The following is a 23,277-nucleotide window of genomic DNA, read 5'->3' as shown; positions in this document are numbered from 1 at the left end:
CGTCCTCCGGACGCCAGACGGGCTCCTTCTTCTCATGACGCCCGGGCCACGGGTAGCCCCGCGCCTCAGTGCGGTGACGGAGGCAGCGGCTCCGGGGGTTCACCCGAGACCTTCTGCTCCACCTGTCTTCGCACCAGCCGCTTCGTCGCCGTCTCCTCGTCCTCGGTGCGCTGACGCCGGCGCACCAGCCCCTGGCTCTCGTCCACGAACCAGAAGAGCACCCGGTAGAAGGCCGCGATGACGGTGACGAGCAACGCGGAGAGAAACCACCTCAAGCCCCACCCCACCCAGCCTCCCACCACCACGTCGATGGCGTACGTCCCCGTCAACGGCACCAGCACGAAGGCCACGTAGTGGGACACGCAGTAGGGACACGACACCAGATACCCCCACCACGTCTCCTTGCCCCCCAGCCGCGCCCGGAGCGGCGCGAAGATGCGCTCACGCGCGACGGTCTGCGACACCCCCATCACCACCGCCGACACCGCGAAGAGCTGGAACAGGTCCGCCATCCACCCAAGGTGGCGACGATCCCACCCACCCGAGACGCCCCGCGCACAGCCGCCTCCCCGCTCGCCCGCGCTCCTCCCGACACCCACTCCCAGGCTCCGTCGACTGGAAGACAGTCGGAAGAGTCTTCGGATCCGCCCCCTGTAAAAACGAAAGAGGTCCGCCCTTAAGCACCCCTGGGCCTCGATGCAAACCCCTGGACTCATTGGGAAATGGCGCAAGTGGCCCGTGGCATGCGCATTGCGAAGGACCCCACCCGTGCCGCCGAGGCGCGGCTCCCAACGGCCCCCTTCCCCGAGAGACGCCATGCAGGATTCTTCCCACTTCTCCTCCCCGGACTCCCTCTCCACGTACCTCTCGGAGATCAACCAGTACCCGCTGCTGACGCAGCCCCAGGAGCAGGAGCTGTCGCGGCGCTTCCGCAAGGGCGACCTGATGGCGGGCCACCAGCTGGTCACCAGCAACCTGCGCTTCGTGGTGAAGGTGGCCTACGAGTACCGCTCCTACGGCCTGAAGATGTCGGACCTCATCCAGGAGGCGAACATCGGCCTGATGAAGGCCGTGCAGAAGTTCGACCCGGACAAGGGCATCCGCCTCATCTCCTACGCGGTGTGGTGGATTCGCGCGTACATCCAGAACTGCATCCTGCGCAACTGGAGCCTGGTGAAGCTGGGCACCACGCAGGCGCAGCGCCGCCTCTTCTTCAGCCTGGCGCGCACCCGCCGCGAGCTGGAGCGCATGGGCGCCGGCGACGCGAACATCGTCAACGCGGAGGAGATCGCCCGCAAGCTGAACGTGAAGGCCTCCGAGGTGCGCGAGATGGAGCAGCGCATGGGCGGGCGTGACCTGTCGCTCGACGCCCCCGTGGGCGAGGACGGCGACGCCACGCACCTGGACTTCGTCGAGTCCGCCACCGCCTCGCACGAGGACGAGGTGGCCGACCGCCAGCAGGCGGGCCTCACCCGGGAGCTGGTGCAGCGCGCCCTGCGCCGCCTGGACCCGCGCGAGCGCTTCATCATCGAGAACCGGGTGATGGGCGACTCCGAGATGACGCTCAGCGAGCTGGGCGAGCACTTCGGCTTCTCCCGCGAGCGCGCCCGCCAGCTGGAGATTCGCGCCAAGGACAAGCTCAAGGCGGAGCTGGCGCTGCTCATGGCCGACGCCGGCCTGGACGCCGCGTCGCTCGCCTGATTCCTTCCCATCGGCCCCTTCATCGGGGACGCTGAACCACACCGAGTCCGTCCTTCGAAAGAAGGGCGGACTCATTCGTTTGCGGAGCCCTACCTCCGTCCCCCCCCGCCCGAACGCGCGCGAGGCCGACAATCCGGCCCGGGCGGCGCTGACTCACCCTCTCCCGTCGACGCCCGGGCCGCCCCACCCGACCCGCGCTGTCCGGGAACACCCGCCGCCCGGACCCTCCAGGTGCGCCCCGGCTGACGGGCCTGGGGCCCCGTGCGTCCCTCGGGGAGGGGAATGCCGCGCGTCGGAATCACCGCGCCCCGCCACCCCTCCCCGCGCGGCCTCCTTCCCCAGACGCCAAAGACAGACACGACGGGTTTCAACAGACATCCTCCCCGCCACGTCTGCCCAATCCCCCTCGTTTGACACACAGGTTTTACCTGTTACTGTGACTTCACTCCGCGAGCAGAACCCTCGCGTGAGCGCATTCAGCGGCAACGACGTCGCGCCCTCTTCCGGTGCGCCCTCGTGAAGAAGCCCGGCGGCCCTCCGGGTCTCACTCCACCTTTGAAGACAGACGTGCCCCGGGGGCGCGCTGAGAGAGGTATGTCTTGGGCAAGATTGGAGGCACCTTGGAGCTCATCCGCGCGCGGCTGGATGAGTTCATCCGCAACGCGGAGCTCGCACCCCGGCAGGAGCCCTGGGTGGTGCTCTCCAACCTGACGGACCCCGAGGGCCGTCCGGCCGCGCCCGCGCGTGACGCGGTGGTGATGTACCTGGCCAACCTCCAGCACGAGACCATCATCAGCACGTACAACCGCAACGCCCCCGTGTCGCAGGACACGTACGGCATCGTCTCCCCGCCGCTCTACATCGACCTCTTCGTCCTCCTGTACGCCAACTTCGAGGACCAGGCGTACGCGGTGGGCCTGGAGGCCATCTCGCAGGTCATCAGCTACTTCCAGCAGACGCCCTGGTTCACCCAGCAGAGCCTGCCCGGGCTGGACCCGGACATCGACAAGCTCACCTTCGAGTTCGTCAACCTGGACCTGCTGGGCCTCAACCACCTGATGGGGCTCGCGGGCGTGAAGTACCTGCCGTCCGTCTTCTACAAGGTCCGGATGATTCCCTACCGGGGCACGGCCATGCAGGCCCAGGTGCCGGCGGCCAAGGGTGTCGAGGCGCCAGGGCAGCCCCGGGAGCAGGAGCCATGAGCCGCGCCCGCCGCGCCTACGAGCGCTCCCTGGATGGCCCCTCGCGGCTGAGGCCCGGCCCCCGGCAACAGCCCGGCCCCGTGCCCCACCGCAACGACGGGCCCGCGCGCCGCTACGCCTACGAGCGGCTGGTGACGGTGGACCTGCGCCACACGTACTTCAACGGCTCGGACGACCGCTGCCCCGTGCTGCGCTGCCAGCCCACGGCCGACACGCGAGCGCGGATGCGCGACTGGGGCCTGCTCTTCCTCGACGAGGGCACGGACTTCTCCGTGCTCTTCGACTCCAACCGCCTGGACGCCTTCCTCTCCGCGGTGGAGCGCAGGAGCCAGCAGGGCCAGTGGACGTGGCTGTCGTTCGTGCTCGTCCCCGAGACGCCCTACTTCGTCAACTTCACCGACCTGCCCAGCGACTTCCAGCCCAACCTCTACAACCTCTACTTCAACAACCTGGGCGCGCACTTCGTGGGCAGCCCCCCGTCCCCCACGGACCAGCCGCTCCACTGCGAGGGCGCCCTCACCCCGCCCATCCTGCTCAACCCCGGTGAGCACGTCACCGCCGACAGCCGGCAGCGCGTGGTGGGCACCCAGGTGCAGGTGGTGCTGGTGAGCGACGCGGTGGACCGCGTCGTGGTGATGGACGTGTCCGGGGAGCAGGTCCTCTGCAAGCCGTGCAGCATCCCCAGGTCCCTGCTGGCCCAGCGAACGCCCTACCTCATCACCTGCGCGCAGGTGGCGCAGGCGCGCGCGAAGGGGCCGGGGGAGGAGCAGCGCGTGGGCACGGTCCTCTACCTGGACCTCGTCGCCGTACCAGAGGGGCTCTACACCCTGCGGCAGCTCGCCGCCGACGGACAGGTGCTGGACCAGGAGGTCGTCCTCTACACGCAGGCGTACCCCGCGCCGCTGGGCTTCATCGACCTGATGCTGGCGAAGCCCGCGCCGCAGGACACGGGGCTGTATCCCCTGTGCGACGTGCCTCCGCAGGGAGAGGGCGCGCGCGTGGTCCCGCTGGAGCTGCAGCTGCGCTTCGAGCGGCGCAGCACGCGCTGGTGCTACTTCGTCGTCCCGCCCAAGGGTGTCACCTACGAGCAGCTGCGCCTGGTCGACACGGACACGTCCCAGCCCGTCACCTTCTCCGGCCCCGTCCCCGTCCCCGTCCCGGGCGCGGGGGTGACCCAGTGCTTCATCGCGGACCAGGACCTGCCGCTGCAGGAGCTCTCCAGCTTCGTCTTCGAGCTCAAGGGGCTGAGGACCCAGGGCCTCTTCGAGAACACGCTGATGTCGCGCGTGCCCGTCGCCACGCCCGCGCTGGTGCTGCCCCGGAGCGGACCTGCGCCCGGCAAGCCCCGGAGCACGCGCCCCACCCGGCGCTCCCGTGACTCGCGGGCCGCGCCGGAAGCAACGCGCGACTACTCGGACATCTTCCTGAACCTCTGAAACCCCAGAGCAGCAGCAGCGCCACCCACGAAACGAGGACCCGATGGCCACCCGACCCGCACGCAAGACTCCCGGCGTCTATGTCACCGAGCTGGACGCCTTCCCACCCTCCGTCGTCGGCATCCAGACGGCGGTGCCCGCCTTCATCGGCTACACCCAGACGGCCCAGCTGAGCGGCAAGCCCGTGCTCAACAAGCCCATCCTCATCAACTCGCTGGCGGACTACCAGCAGGTGTTCGGCGGCGCGCCGGACCCGCTCTTCCGGCTGGAGGAAGTCACCGACACCGCCAAGCAGAAGGCCGGTGACTACGACTTCAAGGTGTACGACGCGGCCACGCCCACCTGGAAGTACTACAACCTGGTCAACTCCACCGGCACCCAGTTCAACCTCTTCAACAGCCTGCGGCTGTTCTACGCGAACGGCGGCGGCACCGCGTACATCGTCTCCGTGGGCGACTACACGGCCACGCTGGGCGCCGACGCGCTCAAGGGCGGCCTGGACGTCATCGCCGAGCAGGTGGGCCCGACGATGCTCGTCGTCCCGGACGCGGTGAACCTCACCACGCTGGCCGACTACCAGAAGGTCTCCTCGAAGATGCTCGACCAGTGCGGGCAGCTCAAGGACCGCGTGGCGCTCCTGGACGTGTGGGGCTCCGCCACCGTCACCAAGGACACCCTCACGCAGGTCATCACCGACTACCGCGGCATCCTCGGGGACAAGTTCCTCAACTACGGCATGGCGTACTTCCCCTTCCTGCACACCTCCGTGCAGGAGGTGAGCGACTTCGACTACCGGAACATCACCCTGGAGGCGACGCTCAAGGACATCCTCAAGCTGGAGAGCGCCAACCTCTACGCCACCAACCCCACGCGCAAGACGGCGGTGGACGCGGACATCGACAAGATTGGCACCGTCACGCTCGAGGAGGAGGTGCTGGCGCTCAACCAGAACCTCACCGCCGCGCTGCCCCTGCTCACGGACATGCTGCGCGTCATCACCGGCAAGGACGACGTGCTGCCGTCCAGCGGCGCCATGGCGGGCATCTACACGTGGAACGACACCAACCGGGGCGTGTGGAACGCGCCGGCCAACGTCAGCCTGACGTCCGTCACCAGCACCACCTTCAAGCTCAACAACGACCAGCAGGCGGACCTCAACGTCCCGGTGGACGGAAAGGCCATCAACGCCGTGCGCGAGTTCGTGGGCCGAGGCTCCGTGGTGTGGGGCGCGCGCACGCTGGACGGCAACAGCAACGACTGGCGCTACATCCAGGTGCGCCGCACGCTCGTCTACGTGGAGCAGTCCATCAAGAGCTCGCTGGACCGCTTCGTCTTCTCCGCCAACGACGGCAGCACCTGGGCGTCGGTGACGTCCATGGTGTCCAGCTTCCTGCAGGGGCTGTGGTCGCAGGGCGGCCTGCTCGGCGCCACCGCGTCGGATGCCTTCAGCGTGGAGTGCGGTCTGGGCAGCACCATGACGGCCCAGGACGTGCTCGAGGGCTACATGGTCGTGCAGGTCACCCTGCAGATGATCCGCCCGGCGGAGTTCATCGAGCTGACCTTCAAGCAGAAGATGGAAGGCGCCAGCGCGTAGCGCCTTCGTGCCGTTCCACGACTGATTCCACCCGATTCAAGCCGAACGAGGAGCCGCCATGGCAGGAGAAGTTCAGAACGACATCTGGCCGTTGCCGAAATTCTATTTCTCCGTGCAGCTCGGGGACGACACCTCCGTGAGCTTCCAGGAAGTGGATGGCCTGGAGACGGAGACGCAGGTCATCGAGTACCGGCACGGCAACAACCCCAGCTTCTATCCCATCAAGATGCCCGGCCTGGCCAAGGTGGGGAACGTGAGGATGCGCAAGGGCATCTTCGTGAACGATGCCCGCTTCTGGGACTGGTACAACGAAATCAAGATGAACACGATTGCCCGGCGGACTGTCATCATCAGTCTGCTGGATGAGCAGGGCGCGCCGAAGATGACGTGGACGCTGAACAACGCGTGGCCCACGAAGCTCTCCGGCACGGACCTCAAGTCCGAGGGCAACGAGGTGGCCGTGGAGACGCTCGAGCTCGCCTTCGAGACGCTGGTCGTCGCCGCGCCTTAATCCCCTCTCATCGCCATGTCCGAACCCTACTATCCGCCAGGCGCGTTCTACTTCAGCGTCTCCGTGCTCGGCTCCGCGACGCTGCTCGCGGCGGCGAGCGATTTGGACGCGTCGTTCCAGGAGATCTCCGGCATCGAGGCGCGCTGGGACACCGAGGACGTCACCGAGGGCGGCGAGAACCGCTTCATCCACAAGCTGCCCAAGGCGGCCCGGTACTCCAACCTGGTGCTCAAGCGGGGCGTGGTGACGCGGGACTCGTTCCTGGCGGAGTGGTTCGGACAGAGCGTGGGCTCGGGGCTGTCCCTGCCCCTGCTCCCGCAGAACATCCTGGTGCTGCTGCTCAACGAGGAAGGCCTGCCGCTGGTGGCGTGGGGCTTCGTCAACGCGTGGCCGCTGCGCTGGCAGGTCTCCCCCATGAGCTCGCAGGAGAACCGCATCCTCACCGAGTCCTTGGAGCTGTCCTACAACTACTTCGAGCGGGTGAACCTGGGCAGCCCGGCCTCCGTGGCCATCAAGCTGGCCCAGCTCACCTCTCGGTTGATGTGAGGCGCGCATGCCGCTCGAGGTCAACGAGGTGGGCATCCAGGTCAGCGTGAAGGGCGGCTCGGGCGAGGACGGCCTGGAGGTGTCCAGCACGCCGGTGGCGGACTGCAACCACGCGGAGGAGAAGGCGGAGAAGGAGCGGATGATGGAGGAGTGCGTGCGGCGCGTGCTCCAGGTGCTCAAGGCCCAGCGGGAGCGTTGACCATGGGGTTCTCCGGCAGCCTCGAGAAGATGATGGTCTTCGCCTACCAGAAGTCCGACTTCACGTCGGAGGTGGGCCGCTACACCGTGTACATCAACCCGGCGTCGTACTCGCACACGTACTGCGTCAAGTACAACGACGTGCAGCCGCAGGGCAGCAGCGGGGGCTCGCCGGAGTTCAACCGGATTCCCTCCGACACGGTGGAGCTGGAGCTGGTGTTCGACGGCACGGGCGTGGTGCCCAGCCCGCTGCCGGGGCTGATGCCCTTCACCGACGACGGCATCTCCGAGCAGGTGTCGAAGTTCAAGAACCTGGTCTTCACCTACAACGGGAACATCCACAGCCCCAACTACCTGAAGCTGTCGTGGGGCACGTTCCTGTTCAAGTGCCGGCTGTCGAAGCTGAGCATGACGTACACGCTGTTCAAGCCGGACGGCACGCCGCTGCGCGCCCGGGCCAAGGGGACGTTCCTCGGCTACAACGACGAGGTGGAGCTGGCGCTCCAGGCCCGGATGAGCTCTCCGGACCTGACCCACGTGCGCACGGTGAAGGCGGGGGACACGCTGCCGTTGATGTGCTTCCGCATCTACGGCACCAGCACGCTCTACCTGGAGGTGGCCCGGGTCAACGGCCTGGTCGACTTCCGGCGGCTCACGGTGGGCTCGCAGCTCATCTTCCCGCCGCTGAAGGAAGGCCAGACATGAGCACGCCCACTCCGGCGAAGGACGCGGGCGCCCTGACGACGTTCGCCATCCAGGCGAACGGGGCGCTCATCCCCTCCACGTTCCGCGTCGTCTCGGTGGACACGTGGCTGGGGGTCAACAAGCTGCCGCGCGCGAAGCTGGTGCTGTTCGACGGGGATGCGTCCACGGGCACCTTCCCCATCAGCGCGACGTCCACCTTCCTGCCCGGCGCGCGCGTCACCATCTCGGCGGGCTACGACGGGGACAACACGCGCATCTTCGAGGGCGTGGTGTGCCGGCAGGGGCTGGACATCGACGCGGCGTCGGGCTCGAAGCTGGTGGTGGAGCTGAGCGACGAGGCGCTGAAGATGACGCTGGAGCGCAAGAGCGGCTTCTTCGAGAAGGTGAAGGACAGCGCGCTCATCCAGACGCTGCTGTCGCGCAACGGGCTGTCCGGGAGCGTGGAGGCCACCACCGGCGTGCACGACGAAATCGTCCAGTACTACGCCACGGACTGGGACCTGATGGTGACGCGGGCGCAGCTCAACGGCCTGGTCGTCATGGCGGATGGCGGGAAGGTGACGGTGGCGGAGCCGGACACGCGCCAGGCGCCGGTGCTCGCGGTGGCGTACGGCACCACGCTGCTGGACCTGCAGGCGGAGCTGGACGCGACGACGCAGTTCGATGCGTCCTCCATCAAGGGCTACACCTGGGACGCGGGCGCGCAGAAGCTCATCGAGTCGGGGCCTCGCGCGGTGTCGGTGAAGGAGCAGGGCAACGTCTCCTCGGCGGAGCTGGCCAAGGTCTTCGGCGCGAAGAAGGTGGTGGTGCAGACGGGCGCGGAGCTGACGTCCACGGACCTCCAGGACTGGGCCTCGGCGGAGCTGCTCCTGTCGAAGCTGTCGAAGATTCGCGGCACGGCGCGCTTCCAGGGCAGCGCGCTCGCCAAGGTGGGCAAGACGCTGGAGCTGGGCGGGCTGGGGCCGCGCTTCAACGGCACGGCCTTCATCAGCGGCGTGCAGCACCACATCGAGGACGGGCGGTGGCTGACGACGGTGGACTTCGGGCTGTCCTCGCGCTGGTTCACGTCGGAGGCCCCCGACATCGCGGCGCCCGGGGCGTCCGGGCAGCTTCCGCCGGTCAAGGGCCTGCAGACGGGCGTGGTGAAGCAGGTGGCCAAGGACCCCGGCGGGGAGCTGCGCGTGCTGGTGGGGCTGCCGCTCTTCCAGGACCCGAGCCAGGGCGTGTGGGCGCGGCTGGGGATGTTCTACGCGTCCAAGGGCGTGGGCGCGCTGTTCTACCCGGAGGTCGGAGACGAGGTGGTGGTGGGCTTCATGAACGAGGACCCGAGAGACCCCATCATCCTCGGCTCCGTGTACAGCAAGCAGCGCGCGCCCGCGACGGCGCCGGACGAGCAGAACACGAAGAAGGCCGTGGTGACGCGCTCCAAGCTGGAGCTGTCGTTCGACGACGAGAAGAAGGTCATCCTCATCAAGACGCCCGGCGGCCACACGGTGAAGCTGGACGACACGTCCGGGGCCCTCTCGCTCCAGGACAGCAACGGCAACACCGTGTCGCTGTCCAAGGGGGGCATCGCGCTGGACAGCGCGTCCGACGTGAAGATTACGGCGAAGCGCAACGTGGCGGTGAAGGCGGGTGGGAACCTGACGCTCGAGGCCACGGGGAATGTCTCCGTGAGCGGCGCGCAGGTGACGAACAAGGCCTCGATGAAGTTCGCGGCCAGCGGCAACGCGCAGGCCGAGGTGACGTCCAGCGGCGTCCTCACGGTGCGCGGCACGCTGGTCAAAATCAACTGAGTGCCGTGCCTGAAAGGAGTGCCTCATGCCTCCCGCAGCCCGACTCACCGACTTCCATCAGTGCCCCATGACGACGCCCGTGGGGCCCGTGCAGGTGCCGCACGTCGGGGGCCCCATCGCGGGCCCTGGCGCCGTCACCGTGCTCATCGGCGGGCTGCCCGCGGCGAAGGTGGGCGACATCGCCATCTGCGTGGGGCCTCCGGACGCCATCGTGAAGGGCTCCATGACGGTGAAGGTGATGGGGCTGCCCGCGGCGCGGCTGGGGGACAAGACGGCCCATGGCGGCACCGTGCTCGTGGGCCTGCCCACGGTGATGATTGGAGGGTGAGGCGCCATGGAGACCAAGGCCCCTTCGTTCCTCGGCACCGGCTGGAGCTTCCCGCCCACGTTCTCCCGGAGCACCGGCGGCGTGATGATGGCCAGCGGCGAGCTGGACATCCGCGAGAGCCTCTGGGTGCTCCTGTCCACGTCGCTGGGCGAGCGCACGATGCTGCCCAACTACGGCTGTGAGCTGCGGCAGATGGTGTTCCGCGCCGTGAACACCACGCTGACGCGGCAGATACAGGACTACGTCCAGCAGGCCATCCTCTACTGGGAGCCGCGCATCGTCGTGGACGCGGTGACGGTGCAGAAGGACGCCTCGGTGGACGGGCTGCTCTCCATCACCGTGTCCTATGTCGTCACGCAGACGAACTCGCGCAGCAACCTCGTCTATCCCTTCTATCTGCAGGAGGGGAGCATCCCGGTCACGGGGCCCTAGACCATGGCTCCGCTCGACAACAAGGTCGCCCTCAACGACGCGCCCAGTCAGCTCACGCGGTGGCTGCGCGCGCTGGAGGACGGGTATGCGCCGGTGGACGGGCGCACGCGCTCGGAGCTGCTCGACTTCGCGCCGCGCTTCGGGGCGCTCGTCTACTTCTATGACTTGAAGAACCAGCGCGACGGGAACTGGTCGGAGTTCTTCCTCGCGGACCCGGTGATGGTGCTCGCGTCCATCGACGCGCTGGACACGGGCTCGGTGGAGGAGCGGTTCCTGCGCACGGAGCGGGAGGTGGACCTGTCACGGACGCCGGAGCGCGCCTTCCAGACGCTGTCGGAGGGCTTCGAGCTCATCCTCGGGCTGGCGCGTCGGTTCGACCTCTGGCTGCGCGGCGCGGGGCTGGGCGCGCAGGGCGAGGCGGCGCGGCTCCTGGGGCAGGACCTGGTGAAGGCCGTCGAGGGGCCGCTGTCGGGGGCGCTGCGCTCGCTGGTGAGCCTGGCGAAGGGCGCGGCCGGGCCGCAGGCCTTGGGGCGGCTCATCCGCTTGGACGTCGCTGGGATGTCGCCGCTCTGGGGGCTGGAGGACCTGCCGGCGGATGGCTCGGCGTATCGCGGCGCGACGAAGGAGGCGCGGGCGCGCTCGGCGATGGCGAAGCTGGAGCCGCTGCTGGGGGCCTTCCTGGATTCGCTCTCGCAGCTCCAGGGGCTCGCGCGGCAGGTGCTGCCCTCGGTGCTGGCGAATGGAGACCATCCTCCGCACCTGGCGCTCTACATGGCGTTCGTGCGGCTCTTCCGCACCGCGCAGGACACCGTCAACTCGGTGTCGGGGCGGTATGCGTCGTTCTATTACCGCGACGTGCTGCGCCTGCGACCTCGCGGCGCGCTGCCGGACAGCACGTACCTCACCTTCACGCTCGCCGATGACGAGGCGGTGCGAAGTGAGGTCGTTCCCCGAGGCACCCTGTTCCCCGCGGGGAAGCGTCCGGACGGCCAGGACATCCTCTTCGCCTCGGACACCGCGGTGGGCGTCTCGCGCGCCACCGTGGCCCGACGCCTCGCGCTGCGGGTGCTGAGCGGACCGCTGGTTCCGGAAGTCGCGGCGCCCGTCGAGGGCGCGACGCCACTCACCGTCGTCAAGCAGGTGCTCGTCTCGGAGATGCCGCTCGAGCCGGATGCAACGCCGGACCCGGCGGTGGAGCCCCTTGCCGGCTGGGCGACGTTCGGCGCCGTGCGGGAGGGCGTCACCGCCACCACCGTCACCGGCCCCGCGACGCTCGGCTTCGCGCTCGCCTCCGGCTACCTGAGCCTGACGGGCGGCAGCCGCGTGGTGACGTTGAACGTGCCCCTCTCGCCCGAGTCCGCTCGCCTCCTGAGCTCCCGACTGGAGGCGCTCGCCGAGGCCACCGGCCTCGACGCGAGCACCGTGTTCCTGCAGGTGCTGCGCGAGTCGTTCACCCTCCAGGTCTCCATCGAGGAGGGCTGGCTGACGGTGGAGCGCTACGAGCCCATCCTCCCCGCGAATCTCGGACCCGTGGGCGTGGTGCCCGTGGTCACGTTCTTCGGGCTCTGGTTCGAGCTGCCCCCGTCCGCGCCCGCCGTGGTGCCCAACGGCGCCGCGCCCGCGCCGGACCTGCCCATGCTGCGCGCCTGGCTGAACCCCGAGCCCGTCGCCCTGCGAAACGGCGTCGAGGTCCATCCCGTGTCGCTGCTCGACGCGGTGGCCTTCCAGAACCTGGAGCTGCAGGTCCACGTGCGCGAGCTGACGGGCGTGAGCATCGAGAACACCCAGGGCGAGGTGGACCCGAGCACCCCGTGGGCCCTCTTCGGTGCGTCGCCCGTGGTGGGCTCGTACGCGCGCCTGCGTCACACCGAGCTGTTCGTCAAACGCCTCGACACGCTCTCGCTCGCGCTCGACTGGTTCAACCTCCCCTCGGACACGGAGGGCTTCGCGGGCTACTACCGCGACTATCGCGTGGGGCCGGACGGGCTGCCGACGGAGGACCTCTTCGACAACACGAGCTTCAGCGCGGACCTGCGCGTGCTCCGCCCCGGCGCCTGGACGCTCCAGCCCCTCGTGCTGCCCGACGCGCCGCGGTGCCCCGGCTCTCCCCCGAGCGAGGACGCCCCCCGGGAGGGCGTGCGCTGCTGCCTCTTCCGCACGAAGCCGGACTGCGACACGCCCCCGCCCGAGCCGCGCGGCACGCTGTGCCAGGACACCGTGCTGAAGCAGTTCGACGTGGCCCCCGGCACTCCACCCGACTACTACGACCCGGCGACGAGCGCGCTCGAGCTGCGGCTGGCCACCCCGTCGTATGCCTTCGGTGACTCGCTCTACACCGTCAACGTGCTGAACGCGGTGCTGGCGGAGCTGCCCGACGGCTCGCAACCCTCCACGAAGGAGTCGCGGCTCCTCAAGGACATCAAGTACCCGAATCCCCCCTGGCTGCCCCAGGTGCGGACGCTGGCCGTGCACTACTCCGCGCACTGCCTGCTCGACGAGGCGCGCTTCTTCCACCTGCTGCCCTTCGAGGGCTTCAAGCAGGTGACCGTCGACGCCCAGCGGCCCGTCGCGCTGCTCCCCCACTTCAAGGCCCCCGCGAACCTGTACCTCGGCTTCACCGGCCTGGACGAAGCCCAGGGCCTCACGATGCTGTTCCAGCTGAGCGGCACCTTCACCGGGACGGGCGAGGTCCCCACCGTGCAGTGGGAGTGGCTCACGGCGACGGGGTGGCGCCCGCTGCCTCCGGACCAGGTCCTCTCGGACTCGACGCGGGGACTGCAGGGCACGGGCATCCTCACCCTGGGCCTGCCCACCTTCACCTCGCGAGGCAGCACGCTGATGCCGAAGGTCGCCGACGAGGGCGACTACCAGTGGCTGCGCGCCTCCGTCCCCGATGAGGCGGACGACTTCCCCCGGACGCTCGCGCTCACGCCGCACGCGGTGACGGCGACGCGCAGCGCGCCCGGCGTCGATGTGGACACGCCCGTGCCCGCCGGGAGCATCACTCAGTCCGTGCAGGCGCTGCCCGACATCGGCGGCATCTCCCAGCCGATGGCGTCGTTCGGAGGACGTCCGCCGGAGACGGCGCACACGTTCGAGGTCCGCGCCTCGGAGCGCCTGCGCCACAAGGAGCGCGCGGTGCTGGCGTGGGACTACGAGCGGCTGGCCCTGGAGCGCTTCCCGTCCCTCTGGAAGGTGAAGGCCCTGCCCGCGCACGCGCCCCGTCAGTCCGGCGTGCCGGGCGCAGTGCTCGTGGTGGTGGTGCCCGGGCGCGACGCGTCGGCGTCGGCGGACCCGACGGTGCCCCAGGCCACGTCCGAGCTGCTCGAGCAGGTCGAGCAGTTCCTCGCGGAGCGCGCCAGCGGCTTCGCGCAGGTCCGCGCCGTCAATCCCCTCTACGTCCGCGTGAAGGTGGACGCGGCGGTGCGCTTCCGCGCCGGAGAGGAGACGGGCGCGAGCCTGGAGCGGCTCGACCGCGAGCTCGTGGAGTACCTGTCCCCCTGGTACTTCGATGCGTCCCGCGCGACACGGCAGGGCGAGTACGGCTCGAGCGCGGACGTCTCCGACTTCATCCAGACGCGCCCCTATGTCGAGGAGCTGCTCTCGCTGGAGCTGGAGCACTCGCCGCGTCCCGAGACGCTGGAGTCCGACTGGTACTTCCTCACCTCGGAGACCCGGCACGCGCTGAGCGCCGCGGACGCGCCCGCCGCCCTGCTGGCCGCGGATGGCTACTGAGCCCTTTCGGAGCACACCATGGCAGAGCCCGTCACCGTCACCGCCACGCCGCCCACGAACGTGGGCCTGGACTACGCCGCGCTCGAGAAGGCGGGCACCGCGCTCCTCCAGGAGCTCTCGGGGAAGATATGGACGGACTACAACGCGAGTGACTCCGGCGTCACCACGCTGCAGCAGCTCTGCTATGCGCTCACGGAGCTGTCCTACCGCGCGACGTTCCCGCTCGCCGACCTGCTGGTGGACCCCGTCACGGGCGTCATCGAGCCCGCGCGACAGGGGCTCTTCCCCGCGCTCGACATCCTCCCGTGCGACCCGGTGACGGAGCGCGACTACCGCAAGCTGCTCATCGACCGCGTGCCCCAGGTCGCCAATGTCTGGCTCACCCCCGTCACCACCGGAGAGGTCCAGGGGCTCTACGACGTGAGGATTCTCGCGCCGGGGCGCGACGACTGCGCCACCGACGAGCGCTCCCCCGACGCCATCCTCGACGCCGTCCGCCGCGTCTACAGCCGGCACCGCGCCCTGTGCGAGGACCTCCGCGACGTCTCGCTCCTGGAGCCGCTCGACGCCGTCGTCACCGCCGAGGCCAGCATCGACGAGCGTCGGACGCCCGAGGACATCCTCGCCGCGCTGTTCTTCCGCGTCGGCAACCTCCTCGCGCCCGAGCCGCGTCGCGAGTCGCTCAAGTCCCTGCTCGACGCGGGCCGGACCCCGGATGAAATCCTGGAGGGGCCGCTGCTGCGCAACGGCTTCATCGCGGACGCGCAGCTGCAACCCAAGGCGGCGTCCATCGCGCTCCAGGACCTCGTCCGCGTCATGGCGCAGACGCCCGGCGTCTCCAGTGTCCGAGGGGTGAGCCTGCGCGCGGGTGGCCAGGTCGCCACCGGACCTGACGGCGCGCTGCCGGTGGCGCCGGAGCAGGTGCTGCGGCTCGACACCCGCACGGACGCGAAGCGGGGCGGGTTTTCGATTCGGCTCCTGCGCAACGGCGTGGAGGTGAAGCCCCATCCCGCGCGCGTGCGTCGTGAGCTGGAGCGCCTGTGGGCCGAGCAGCGCCGCACCTATCCGCTGGGGAGCCAATACGAGGAGTACCTCGGCATGCCCCGAGGTCAGCGCCAGGACTTCCGCGCGTACACCTCCATCCAGACGCAGTACCCCATGGTCTACGGCATCGGGTCCGCGGGCCTCCCCGAGGGCGCACCGCCGCTGCGTCAGGCCCAGGCGCGCCAGCTCAAGGGCTACCTGCTCGTGTTCGAGCAGCTCCTCACGGACTTCTTCGCGCAGCTCGCGCACGTGCGGGACCTGTTCTCCGGCGACCCGGACCTGCAGCGGACGTACTTCTTCCAGCTGCTCACCGACGCGGTTCCGGATGTGGAGCCGTTGCTCGCGGAGCCTTCGGAGGGAGGGGACTCGCCGGGCTATGCGCTCGGACTGGAGGAGCTGGTCGCAAGCCAGGACCCCGTCACCGCGCGCCGCAACCGGTTCCTCGATGTGCTGCTGGCGCTCTGCGGGGAGCAACTGGACGAGGACTCCGTCGCGGGCACGTCGTGGGACGGCACTCCGGACGCGCTCCAGGCCGAGCGGGTGCTGCGCGCGAAGCTCGCGCTGTTCGAGCACCTGGTCGAGAGCACGCATTCGCGTGGACGCGGTATCGACGCGCTGGAGCGCCCCGGGCCGCGGAACGTCGCGGGCATGGCCATCAAGAGCCGCATCCAGCTGGGGATGCCCGTCGCGGACTCGCGCACGCTCATCGATGGGCTGGATGAGCATGGGTTGAATCTCTCGGACTCGGCGAGCACGGCGCCGGAGAGCCGCGCGCTGGCTCGATATGAGGACATGCTCGAGGAGCGCTTCACGCCCGTCGCCTCGCTGCCCGCGCCGGAGAGTCCTCCCGCGCCGCCCCTGCGCTCCCAGCTGCTGGGGGGCGAGTTCCTGAGCGCGGCGGGCGCGGTGGAGCACTTCCGCGTGGGGACGCTGCCGGGGGAGTCCTCGTTGTCCCTGGTGTGCAAGGCGCCTTCCGAGGCGGGCTGGCACCTGGCGGGGAAGTTTCCGACTGTGGAGAGCGCGGTGGCGCGGGCGCATGCGCTCGTGGAGCAGGCGCGCCAGCTCAACCGGCAACGCTCGCAGCTCTACATCGTGGAGCACCTGCTGCTGCGGTCCGCCCGGCGCGAGGGCGAGGACGCCTTCCCCTACAGCTTCACGGTGACGGCGGTCATCTCCACGGCGACGGGCGAGTGGCGTGAGCCGGAGTTCCAGTCGTTCGCGCGAGAGGTCATCCGGAGCAACGCGCCCGCGCTGGTGGTCGCGGAGTGTCTGTTCCTCGGGTCCTCGCGCATGGCGGCCTTCGAGCGGCTCTACTGGGCCTGGAGGAATGCGCTCCGGCAGGCAGATGAGCCCGGGCTCTCGCTGGCCTCGGCGCGGCTGAGGGACTTCCTGGAAGCGGCGGCCCGTGAGTCCGGGGCGGACACCGCATGACGGGCTCGCGGCATCATCTCCGCAAGCAGACGCTGCGGGTGACCTTGGCGTCGGAGGAGCAGGCGCTGGCGCTCCAGCCCCGGCTGAGTGACTTCAACCGGCGTCGGCTGCTCGCCATCATCGAGAAGGTGTTCGACGCGGTGGATGTCCCCGGGCTGCACCTGCGCCTCGACCGACTCGATGTGGATTTGGGGACCGTGCCGTTCGACGACTTCGAGCAGGTGGTGGAGGAGCGGCTCTCCCTGCGACTCCAGGAGGCCGTGGAGCAGGCGGTGCGGGAGCGGCGCTCGTCGACACGGGCGGAGGACCGGCCTCGGACCGAGGAGGAGCTTCGGCTGGAGTTGCTGGAGCATTACCTGCTGCATGGCACCCTGCCCTTCTGGGCACCGCATGGCGTGGCGTTCTCGTTCGGCGCGCTCTTCGCCGAGCTTGCCCGGAGCTCTCCGGCCTCGCTGGTGCGGCTGGTGGGCAAGCACGCCACGCTCGGGCGGGTGTTGGACCGGTTGGTGTTGCAGCTCGACCAGCGGCAGTTGGAGCAGCTCGTGATGCTCCTGGAGCCGAAGCACGCGGCGCTGCTCATCGACTACATCGTCAGCCTCCAGGCGCTCCATCGCATCGAGCCGGTGTTGCCGCTGAGTGACCGGGCGCTGTCACGGCTGCTCTGGTCGCTGACGCTGACGTACCTGGTGAAGGACGCGGGCTCGCAGTTCAACCGAAAGAGCGCGTTGAAGCTCCTGCTCGAGGGGGTCTCGGAGAGCCAGGGCCTGGACTATCCGGAGCTGCTGACGACGCTGGACTCCGGGTTGGAGCAGGTGCGGAAGCGGCACCCGGTGCTGGCGTCGCTGTCGTCCGTCATCGGGGAGCTGGTGCGCGAGCTGCCGCTCCCCGAGGTCGAGGAGGTGGAGACTCCGGTGCTCGATGAGGAGCTGGCGACCACGGAGTCGGCGTCGGCGCGGTATGAGCTGGCGGAGGCGCTTCGGTATTACCTCCGCCATGGGGAGCTGCCGTGGGCCACGCTCGTGCGCATGCCGGAGCTGACGGCGGAGCGGGTCGTCGCGACGCTGCCGGAGCTGCCTCGCTCGCTGCAGCGGCGGGCGCTCGGTTGGGAGCAATCGGGTGGCTCGTTGGCACGGCTGGTCCGGGCGGTGCGGCGGATTCCCGAGGAGGTGCTGTCGAAGCTGCTGGTGCGGCTGATGCCGCGCCCCGGAGATGAAGGGAGTCCGCTGCGCTCGGCGCTGCCCGTGTTCGCGGCGCGCGCCGAGGACAAGCCGTTGTTCTTCGCGCGACTGCTCGCGGCGCTGCTGGATGGGAAGCCGGTGGTCCTGGAGGAGCTCTCGGCGACGCGGGTTCCGGGAGGCACGGAGGACTGGGGAGTTCGTGACGCGGACCTGTCGCGGTGGGAGGCACATGCGCTCAAGTCCGCGCTGGTGAGCCGGCTTCGCTTCGGGACGAAGGCAGGGCCGACGGTGGAGGCGTTGCTCGGCGCGCTGCTGACGTCGTTTCCTGAGGACAGTCGGCACTTCCTCCTGGCGCTGCGGGACACGGAGGACTTGCGGACGGTGCTCGTCGACCGGAGTGGGGAGGATGTTCTCGGCAGGGCGATGGACTTGCTGCGTCCGCGCGAGTCCCGGTCGATGCGGGCGTTGCTCCGGGCGATGAGCGAGCTTCCGGAGCGGGTGCTGCCGGGCGGCATCGAGGGTGCGCGGCAGACGGTGTTCCATGAGCTGCTGTTGCTGGGAGAGACGGCTCCGCTTTCCCGGAGCACCGTGAGCCGACTGCTGCGGAGACTGTTCGGGGCGGAGATGCCCCTGGAAGCCCAGGGGTTCTTGTCGCGCGTCATCGCGGACTGGGGCGCATCGGGAGGCGTGCTCCAGAAACATGCGGAGGTCTTCGGTGCGGCGCTCGGCCACCTTCGTGAGCGAGGTGGCACGTCACCTTCCGGAGACGTTGATGGTTCGCTCAGGGAGGCTCCTCGCGACGAGGATGGCGACGTACGGTGGCGCGCGGGCGAACAAGCTCCGCACGTTCATGCGGACACAAGTTCGCGCACGCCGGACGGCATCCGTACCGACCACGGAGACTCGGCCCCTCGCGTGCAGATTGTTGAATCCGGCACCCACAGCCACTCGGTCGCTCTCTGGCGAGACGCGGCATCCTTCGACCGCGGCGACGCATCCTCCCTCGGAAAGAGCAGTGTCTCCGTCCACCACGCTCCGCCAGGACAAGACGAAGCAGCCTTCAACCAAGGCGGCCCCACATCACGCGAAGAAGACACCGTTCCTCTGGGCCTCGGCCATGCGGCCTCGCGCAGACAGGACAGAGAATCCGTTGCCCAAGGAGCTCCAGCCGCAAACAAGCAGGCGGAGGAAGGTCTCGACCACGGCGACTCCGCTTCACGCGAGCACGGCAAGGTACCTATCGGCCACGAGTCCGACTCTCATGAACGAGCAGGGAGTTCTGACAGCCGCAGCGACGCACCTTCGCGTCCAGGCGACGCGGCAGCTATCGGCCACGAATCCGAATCGCACGAACGAACAGGGGCATCTGGCGATACACCTTCGCTCGCTGGAGACGAGGCATCCCTCGGCCACGAGTCCGACTCGTATGAACGAACCGGACGTTCTCGTAGCCGCAACGACGCACCTTCGCTCTTGAGCGACGCGGCATCCCCCGGCCACGACGTATCAGGCTCACGTGCTTATCTCAGCTGCAGCGACGCCGATTCGCTCGCTCGGGACGAGGCATCACTCAGTCATGACAGCTCAGACTCTCGTGGACTCGCCGGGACATCCCCCAGCTACACCGACGCAGCTTCGCGCGTGCCAAGCGGGGTACCCCTCCACGTCGAGGGTGCAGACTCGGGCGGACGAGCCGGCCCCCTTCTCAGCCACACCGACGCGGCTTCGCGAGCACCAAGCGGGGTACCCCTCCACTTCGAGGGTGCAGACTCGGGCGGACGAGCTGGCCCCCTTCCCAGTCACACCGACGCGGCTTCGCGAGCACCAAGCGGGGTACCCCTCCACTTCGAGGGTGCAGACTCGGGCGGACGAGCTGGCCCCCTTCCCAGTCACACCGACGCAGCTTCGCAAGCACCAAGCGGGGTGTCCCTCCACTTCGAGGGCGCTGCCCCAGGCGGACGGGCCGGAACACCCCTCAGTCACACCGACGCAGCTTCGCAAGCACCAAGCGGGGTGCCCCTCCGCTTCGAGGGCGAAGACTCGGGCGGACGGGCCGGGGCATCCCTCAGTCGCACCGACTCGGTTTCTCGCACCCAAGTCGCGCCCGCTCCTGGCGATGACAGCGTCCGCTCGCACGAACAAACCCAGGAACTCCTCAGTCGCAGCGACTCAGCTCCGCATGCTCACGACGAGGCACTTTTCGACCACGACGACCCCAGTTCGCACGAACGAACCCAGGAACTCCTCCGTCGCAGCGAGGCGTCCGCACGTGCGCGGACCGATGCACTCGACGTTCACAGCGACTCGGTCCCACCGGCGCGGGACTCGGCACCTTTCAGCAACGACGGCGCAAGTCGGCACGCCCAAAGCGAAGTCCCCTCCAGCCTCAGTGCCCTCGATGCGCGCGTGAGCGACTCAGCACCTCCCAACGTCGACACGGGAGGTGCCGCGCATTCCGGGCCTGCGACACATCCAACGGTGCACCACACGGATGCACCACCTCCCGCGGCACACGCATCACTCCCCACAGAGCACTTCGCGCACGGCCACACGGACGCAATCGCCGCGACCGTGAAGCACGTCCATCACGAACGTGGCGACCTCCACGCAAGAGACACACAGCCCTCCGACACAGCCCCACGGGCGGGGGCCAGACCTCTTCAACCCGGTGACACCTCCTCGCGCGCGGAGTCAGCCCCCCTCCATCGCCCCACCGCATCGCAAGCAAGCGGTCATCGGCCATCCACCGCGCGAGTCGCCCACCCGCTCGATGTCCCACGGAGCCCCTCCGAGTCCGCTCCACTCCCTCCACGCGCCGGCACGCACGACAGTCCTGAAGCACGCGAAGCCCTCTTCGCCTTCCTGCTCGCCGAGAGCGCGGACCGCTACGCGGGACTCTCCGACGACGCCCTGCTCCGCCTGCTCCAGTCACTCCTCGACGAATCCCCGGACGTGCTCCACGGCTTCATCCGCCGTCACGTGCACCGCCGCCACCTCCAGGAACACTGGGCCCGCATCCTCCCGGACCCGCTCCTCGCGCGCATCGCCGCGGTGCTCGCGCCGCGCCTCCACACCGCGCTCCTGTCCACCGTCGAAATCCTCATCGCCGCCTGGCAGGACGTCGCTCCCTCCGACGTGCCCTCCCTCACGGAGCGCTCCGCGTTCTGGCGCTTCGTCCTGGAGCTGCTCGGTAAACGCCCCGGAGCAAGCCTCGGACTCGAGCAACTCATCGCCGCGTTCCTCGAGCACTTCTCCACCCGCCTGCGCGGCGCCCACCCCACGCACCGGGACTCACGCGGCGTCGCCGAGCGACTCCTGGAGCGCGCCATCGAACTGGCCCACCACGAGTCCCTCCCCCGCCTGGCCGCCGTGCTCCACCAGCGGCGCTCCACCTTCCTCGCCGCCTGGACCACACCACCCCGCCCGCCCGCGCGCGCCACGAAACCCTCGCGTCAGCGCACCTCCTTCCAACTCGGCGCGGACGAGCACGGTGCCAACGACGGCAACCCCATCTACATCGAGAACGCGGGCCTCATCCTCACCAGCCCCTTCCTGCCCCACCTCTTCCGCGAGCTGGGCCTCACGCACGTGGATGACCAGGGCAAGACACGCCTGGACCCCGAGCCCGCCACGCGCGCCGTGCACCTGCTCCAGTACCTCGTCGACGGCCGCACCAGCGCCCCCGAGCCCCTGCTCGTCCTCAACAAGATTCTCTGCGGCCTCTCCGTCCCCACCCCCATCCCCAGCGGCATCGAGATGACCCCACAGGAACAGTCCCTCTGCGACCGGCTCCTCAAGGCCCTCATCGCGAACTGGACCATCCTCTCCGGCACGTCCGTCGCGGGCCTGCGAGAGACCTTCCTCCAACGCGAAGGACGCCTCGAACAACTCGAGGACCGCTGGAAGCTCCAGGTGCAACGCAAGACGCTCGACGTGCTCGTCGACCAGGTCCCCTGGAGCCTCTCCATCCTCACCCACCCCTGGATGCCCCAACCCCTCTACGTCTCCTGGTAGCGCCATGGACCTCCGCTCGCCCTCCACCAACGCCGAGTGCCTCCGCGCCGAGGTCGCCTGGCTCACCCAGTGGCTGGACCTCCGACTCCAACAACACGCCGGAAGCGCCCTCCCCGCGCCGCTCCTCGACACCCTCCCTCCGCCACCCCTCCCCACCCTCGACGCCCCCTACGCCGAGCTGCTCCGCGAACTCCACTGCACCCCCGCCGAGCGACTGCTCCTCATCCTCGCCGCGCTGCCCCACCTCCAGCCCGCCGCGCTGGACCCGCTCTTCCTGCGCAACCAGGCCCTGGACCGCCGCTTCACCGAGTTCGGCGGCGTCGTGGGCCAGTCCCACGGCGGCATCCTCCCCACCGGCGAGACTGCGCTGTTCCTCCTCGCCGGAGACGACCTCCAGACGCGGCTGACGCACCTGCCCCTCTTCCACCCCGACCACCCGCTGTTCGCGCGCCGCGTGCTGCGACTGGAGCGCCGTCACCCGGAGGAGCCCCCGCTGTCCGCCGCGCTCCAGCTCACCCCCGAGGCCCTCGAGCGCCTCACCACCGGCGCCCACTACCAGCCGCCCTTCGGCCCGGAGTTCCCCGCGCAGCGCATCACCACGATGCAGGGCTGGGAGGACCTGGTGCTCGACGCGCCCCTGCGCGACGACGTCGAGGACATCATCACCTGGGCCCGACACCAGGGGACGCTCCTGGAGGACTGGGGCCTGAAGAAGCAGCTCAAGCCCGGCTACCGCACGCTCTTCCACGGCCCTCCCGGCACCGGCAAGACCCTCACCGCGACCCTGCTCGGCAAGGCCACCGGCCTGCCCGTCTACCGCGTCGACCTGTCCAAGGTGGTGTCCAAGTACATCGGCGAGACGGAGAAGAACCTCGCCAGCCTCTTCGACCACGCCCAGCTCCAACGCTGGATCCTCTTCTTCGACGAGGCCGACGCCCTCTTCGGCAAGCGCACCGAGTCACGCAACGCCAATGACCACGCGGCCAATCAACAAATCTCCTACCTGCTCCAGCGCATCGAGGACTTCCCCGGCATCGCCATCCTCGCCAGCAACCAGCGCGCGCACTTCGACGAGGCCTTCGCCCGCCGCTTCCAGTCGATGATTCACTTCCCCATGCCCGGCCCCGCGCAGCGCCTGCGGCTGTGGGAGGCGTGCTTCAAGGACAAACCCTTCCCGCTGGCCCCCGACGTGGACCTCGCGAAGCTCGCGCGCGAGCACGAGCTGTCCGGCGGCGCCATCATCAACGTGCTCCGCCACGCGTGTCTCAAAGCCGTCATCCGCATGCCCCAACAGCTGCGCGCCGCGGACCTCCTCCACGGCATCCACCGCGAGCTCCACAAGGAAGGCCGCTACACCCTCCCCTCGCGATGAAACCTGCTCAACACGCCGTGTCAGGGAACCTTGATTGACGAATCAATCCCTCTC

General features: G+C 69.3%; 16 protein-coding genes. 15 read left to right on the top strand and 1 reads right to left on the bottom strand.

Annotated features, from left to right (window positions below; genetic code table 11):
• Positions 1 to 65: 65 nt before the first annotated feature.
• Positions 66 to 512: a hypothetical protein gene (locus tag VZQ01_RS27650; RefSeq protein WP_223748304.1), complete on the bottom strand. Its 447-nt coding sequence runs from the start codon at positions 510 to 512 to the stop codon at positions 66 to 68.
• Between the two features lie 304 nt (positions 513 to 816).
• Between VZQ01_RS27650 and VZQ01_RS27645 the strand changes: the two genes are divergently transcribed.
• The 15 genes from VZQ01_RS27645 to VZQ01_RS27575 all read left to right on the top strand — a co-directional run bounded on the left by VZQ01_RS27645 (position 817) and on the right by VZQ01_RS27575 (position 23,223).
• A complete protein-coding gene (locus VZQ01_RS27645) occupies positions 817 to 1,701 on the top strand; it encodes an RNA polymerase factor sigma-32 (protein ID WP_141333508.1) in 885 nt (294 codons plus the stop codon).
• A gap of 599 nt (positions 1,702 to 2,300) precedes the next feature.
• Complete coding sequence (locus VZQ01_RS27640; RefSeq protein WP_426745137.1) at positions 2,301 to 2,903, top strand: Pvc16 family protein; 603 nt, start codon at positions 2,301 to 2,303, stop codon at positions 2,901 to 2,903.
• A complete protein-coding gene (locus tag VZQ01_RS27635) occupies positions 2,900 to 4,339 on the top strand; it encodes a hypothetical protein (RefSeq protein WP_426745136.1) in 1,440 nt (479 codons plus the stop codon). The genes VZQ01_RS27640 and VZQ01_RS27635 overlap by 4 nt, the downstream gene beginning before the upstream one ends.
• Positions 4,340 to 4,382: 43 nt before the next feature.
• Positions 4,383 to 5,933: a phage tail sheath family protein gene (locus VZQ01_RS27630; RefSeq protein ID WP_223748301.1), complete on the top strand. Its 1,551-nt coding sequence runs from the start codon at positions 4,383 to 4,385 to the stop codon at positions 5,931 to 5,933.
• Positions 5,934 to 5,991: 58 nt separating this feature from the next.
• Positions 5,992 to 6,444, top strand: coding sequence for a phage tail protein (locus VZQ01_RS27625; protein WP_046716005.1), 453 nt, complete (start codon positions 5,992 to 5,994; stop codon positions 6,442 to 6,444).
• Positions 6,445 to 6,459: 15 nt separating this feature from the next.
• The gene (locus VZQ01_RS27620; protein ID WP_046716006.1) at positions 6,460 to 6,990 is read left to right on the top strand and encodes a phage tail protein; all 531 of its coding nucleotides are present in this window, start codon (positions 6,460 to 6,462) and stop codon (positions 6,988 to 6,990) included.
• A gap of 7 nt (positions 6,991 to 6,997) precedes the next feature.
• Positions 6,998 to 7,189, top strand: coding sequence for a DUF5908 family protein (locus tag VZQ01_RS27615; protein WP_223748300.1), 192 nt, complete (start codon positions 6,998 to 7,000; stop codon positions 7,187 to 7,189).
• Between the two features lie 2 nt (positions 7,190 to 7,191).
• On the top strand, positions 7,192 to 7,893 hold the full coding sequence (locus VZQ01_RS27610) for a CIS tube protein (protein ID WP_141329741.1): 702 nt from the start codon (positions 7,192 to 7,194) through the stop codon (positions 7,891 to 7,893).
• The gene (vgrG, locus tag VZQ01_RS27605; RefSeq protein WP_426745135.1) at positions 7,890 to 9,689 is read left to right on the top strand and encodes a type VI secretion system tip protein VgrG; all 1,800 of its coding nucleotides are present in this window, start codon (positions 7,890 to 7,892) and stop codon (positions 9,687 to 9,689) included. The genes VZQ01_RS27610 and vgrG overlap by 4 nt, the downstream gene beginning before the upstream one ends.
• Positions 9,690 to 9,714: 25 nt before the next feature.
• Positions 9,715 to 10,017 carry a PAAR domain-containing protein gene (locus VZQ01_RS27600; RefSeq protein WP_046716010.1) on the top strand — a complete coding sequence of 101 codons (303 nt, stop codon included), beginning with the start codon at positions 9,715 to 9,717 and terminating at the stop codon, positions 10,015 to 10,017.
• A gap of 6 nt (positions 10,018 to 10,023) precedes the next feature.
• Entirely contained in the window at positions 10,024 to 10,449 is a 426-nt protein-coding gene (locus VZQ01_RS27595) for a GPW/gp25 family protein (RefSeq protein ID WP_426745134.1), read from the top strand.
• A gap of 3 nt (positions 10,450 to 10,452) precedes the next feature.
• Positions 10,453 to 14,184, top strand: coding sequence for a baseplate J/gp47 family protein (locus VZQ01_RS27590; RefSeq protein WP_426745133.1), 3,732 nt, complete (start codon positions 10,453 to 10,455; stop codon positions 14,182 to 14,184).
• An 18-nt stretch (positions 14,185 to 14,202) separates the two neighbouring features.
• Positions 14,203 to 16,659 (top strand): baseplate wedge protein, encoded by a 2,457-nt coding sequence (locus VZQ01_RS27585; protein ID WP_426745132.1) that lies wholly within the window; start codon positions 14,203 to 14,205, stop codon positions 16,657 to 16,659.
• Positions 16,656 to 21,851, top strand: a complete 5,196-nt coding sequence (locus VZQ01_RS27580; RefSeq protein ID WP_426745131.1) for a contractile injection system tape measure protein — start codon at positions 16,656 to 16,658, stop codon at positions 21,849 to 21,851. The genes VZQ01_RS27585 and VZQ01_RS27580 overlap by 4 nt, the downstream gene beginning before the upstream one ends.
• 4 nt (positions 21,852 to 21,855) lie before the next feature.
• Entirely contained in the window at positions 21,856 to 23,223 is a 1,368-nt protein-coding gene (locus VZQ01_RS27575) for an ATP-binding protein (RefSeq protein WP_408889263.1), read from the top strand.
• Positions 23,224 to 23,277 lie beyond the last annotated feature (54 nt).

Source organism: Myxococcus faecalis (genome assembly GCF_050039385.1).
GTDB lineage: Bacteria > Myxococcota > Myxococcia > Myxococcales > Myxococcaceae > Myxococcus > Myxococcus fulvus.
Note: the sequence above shows the minus strand (reverse complement) of the source record. Positions and strands in the feature narration are given on the sequence as shown.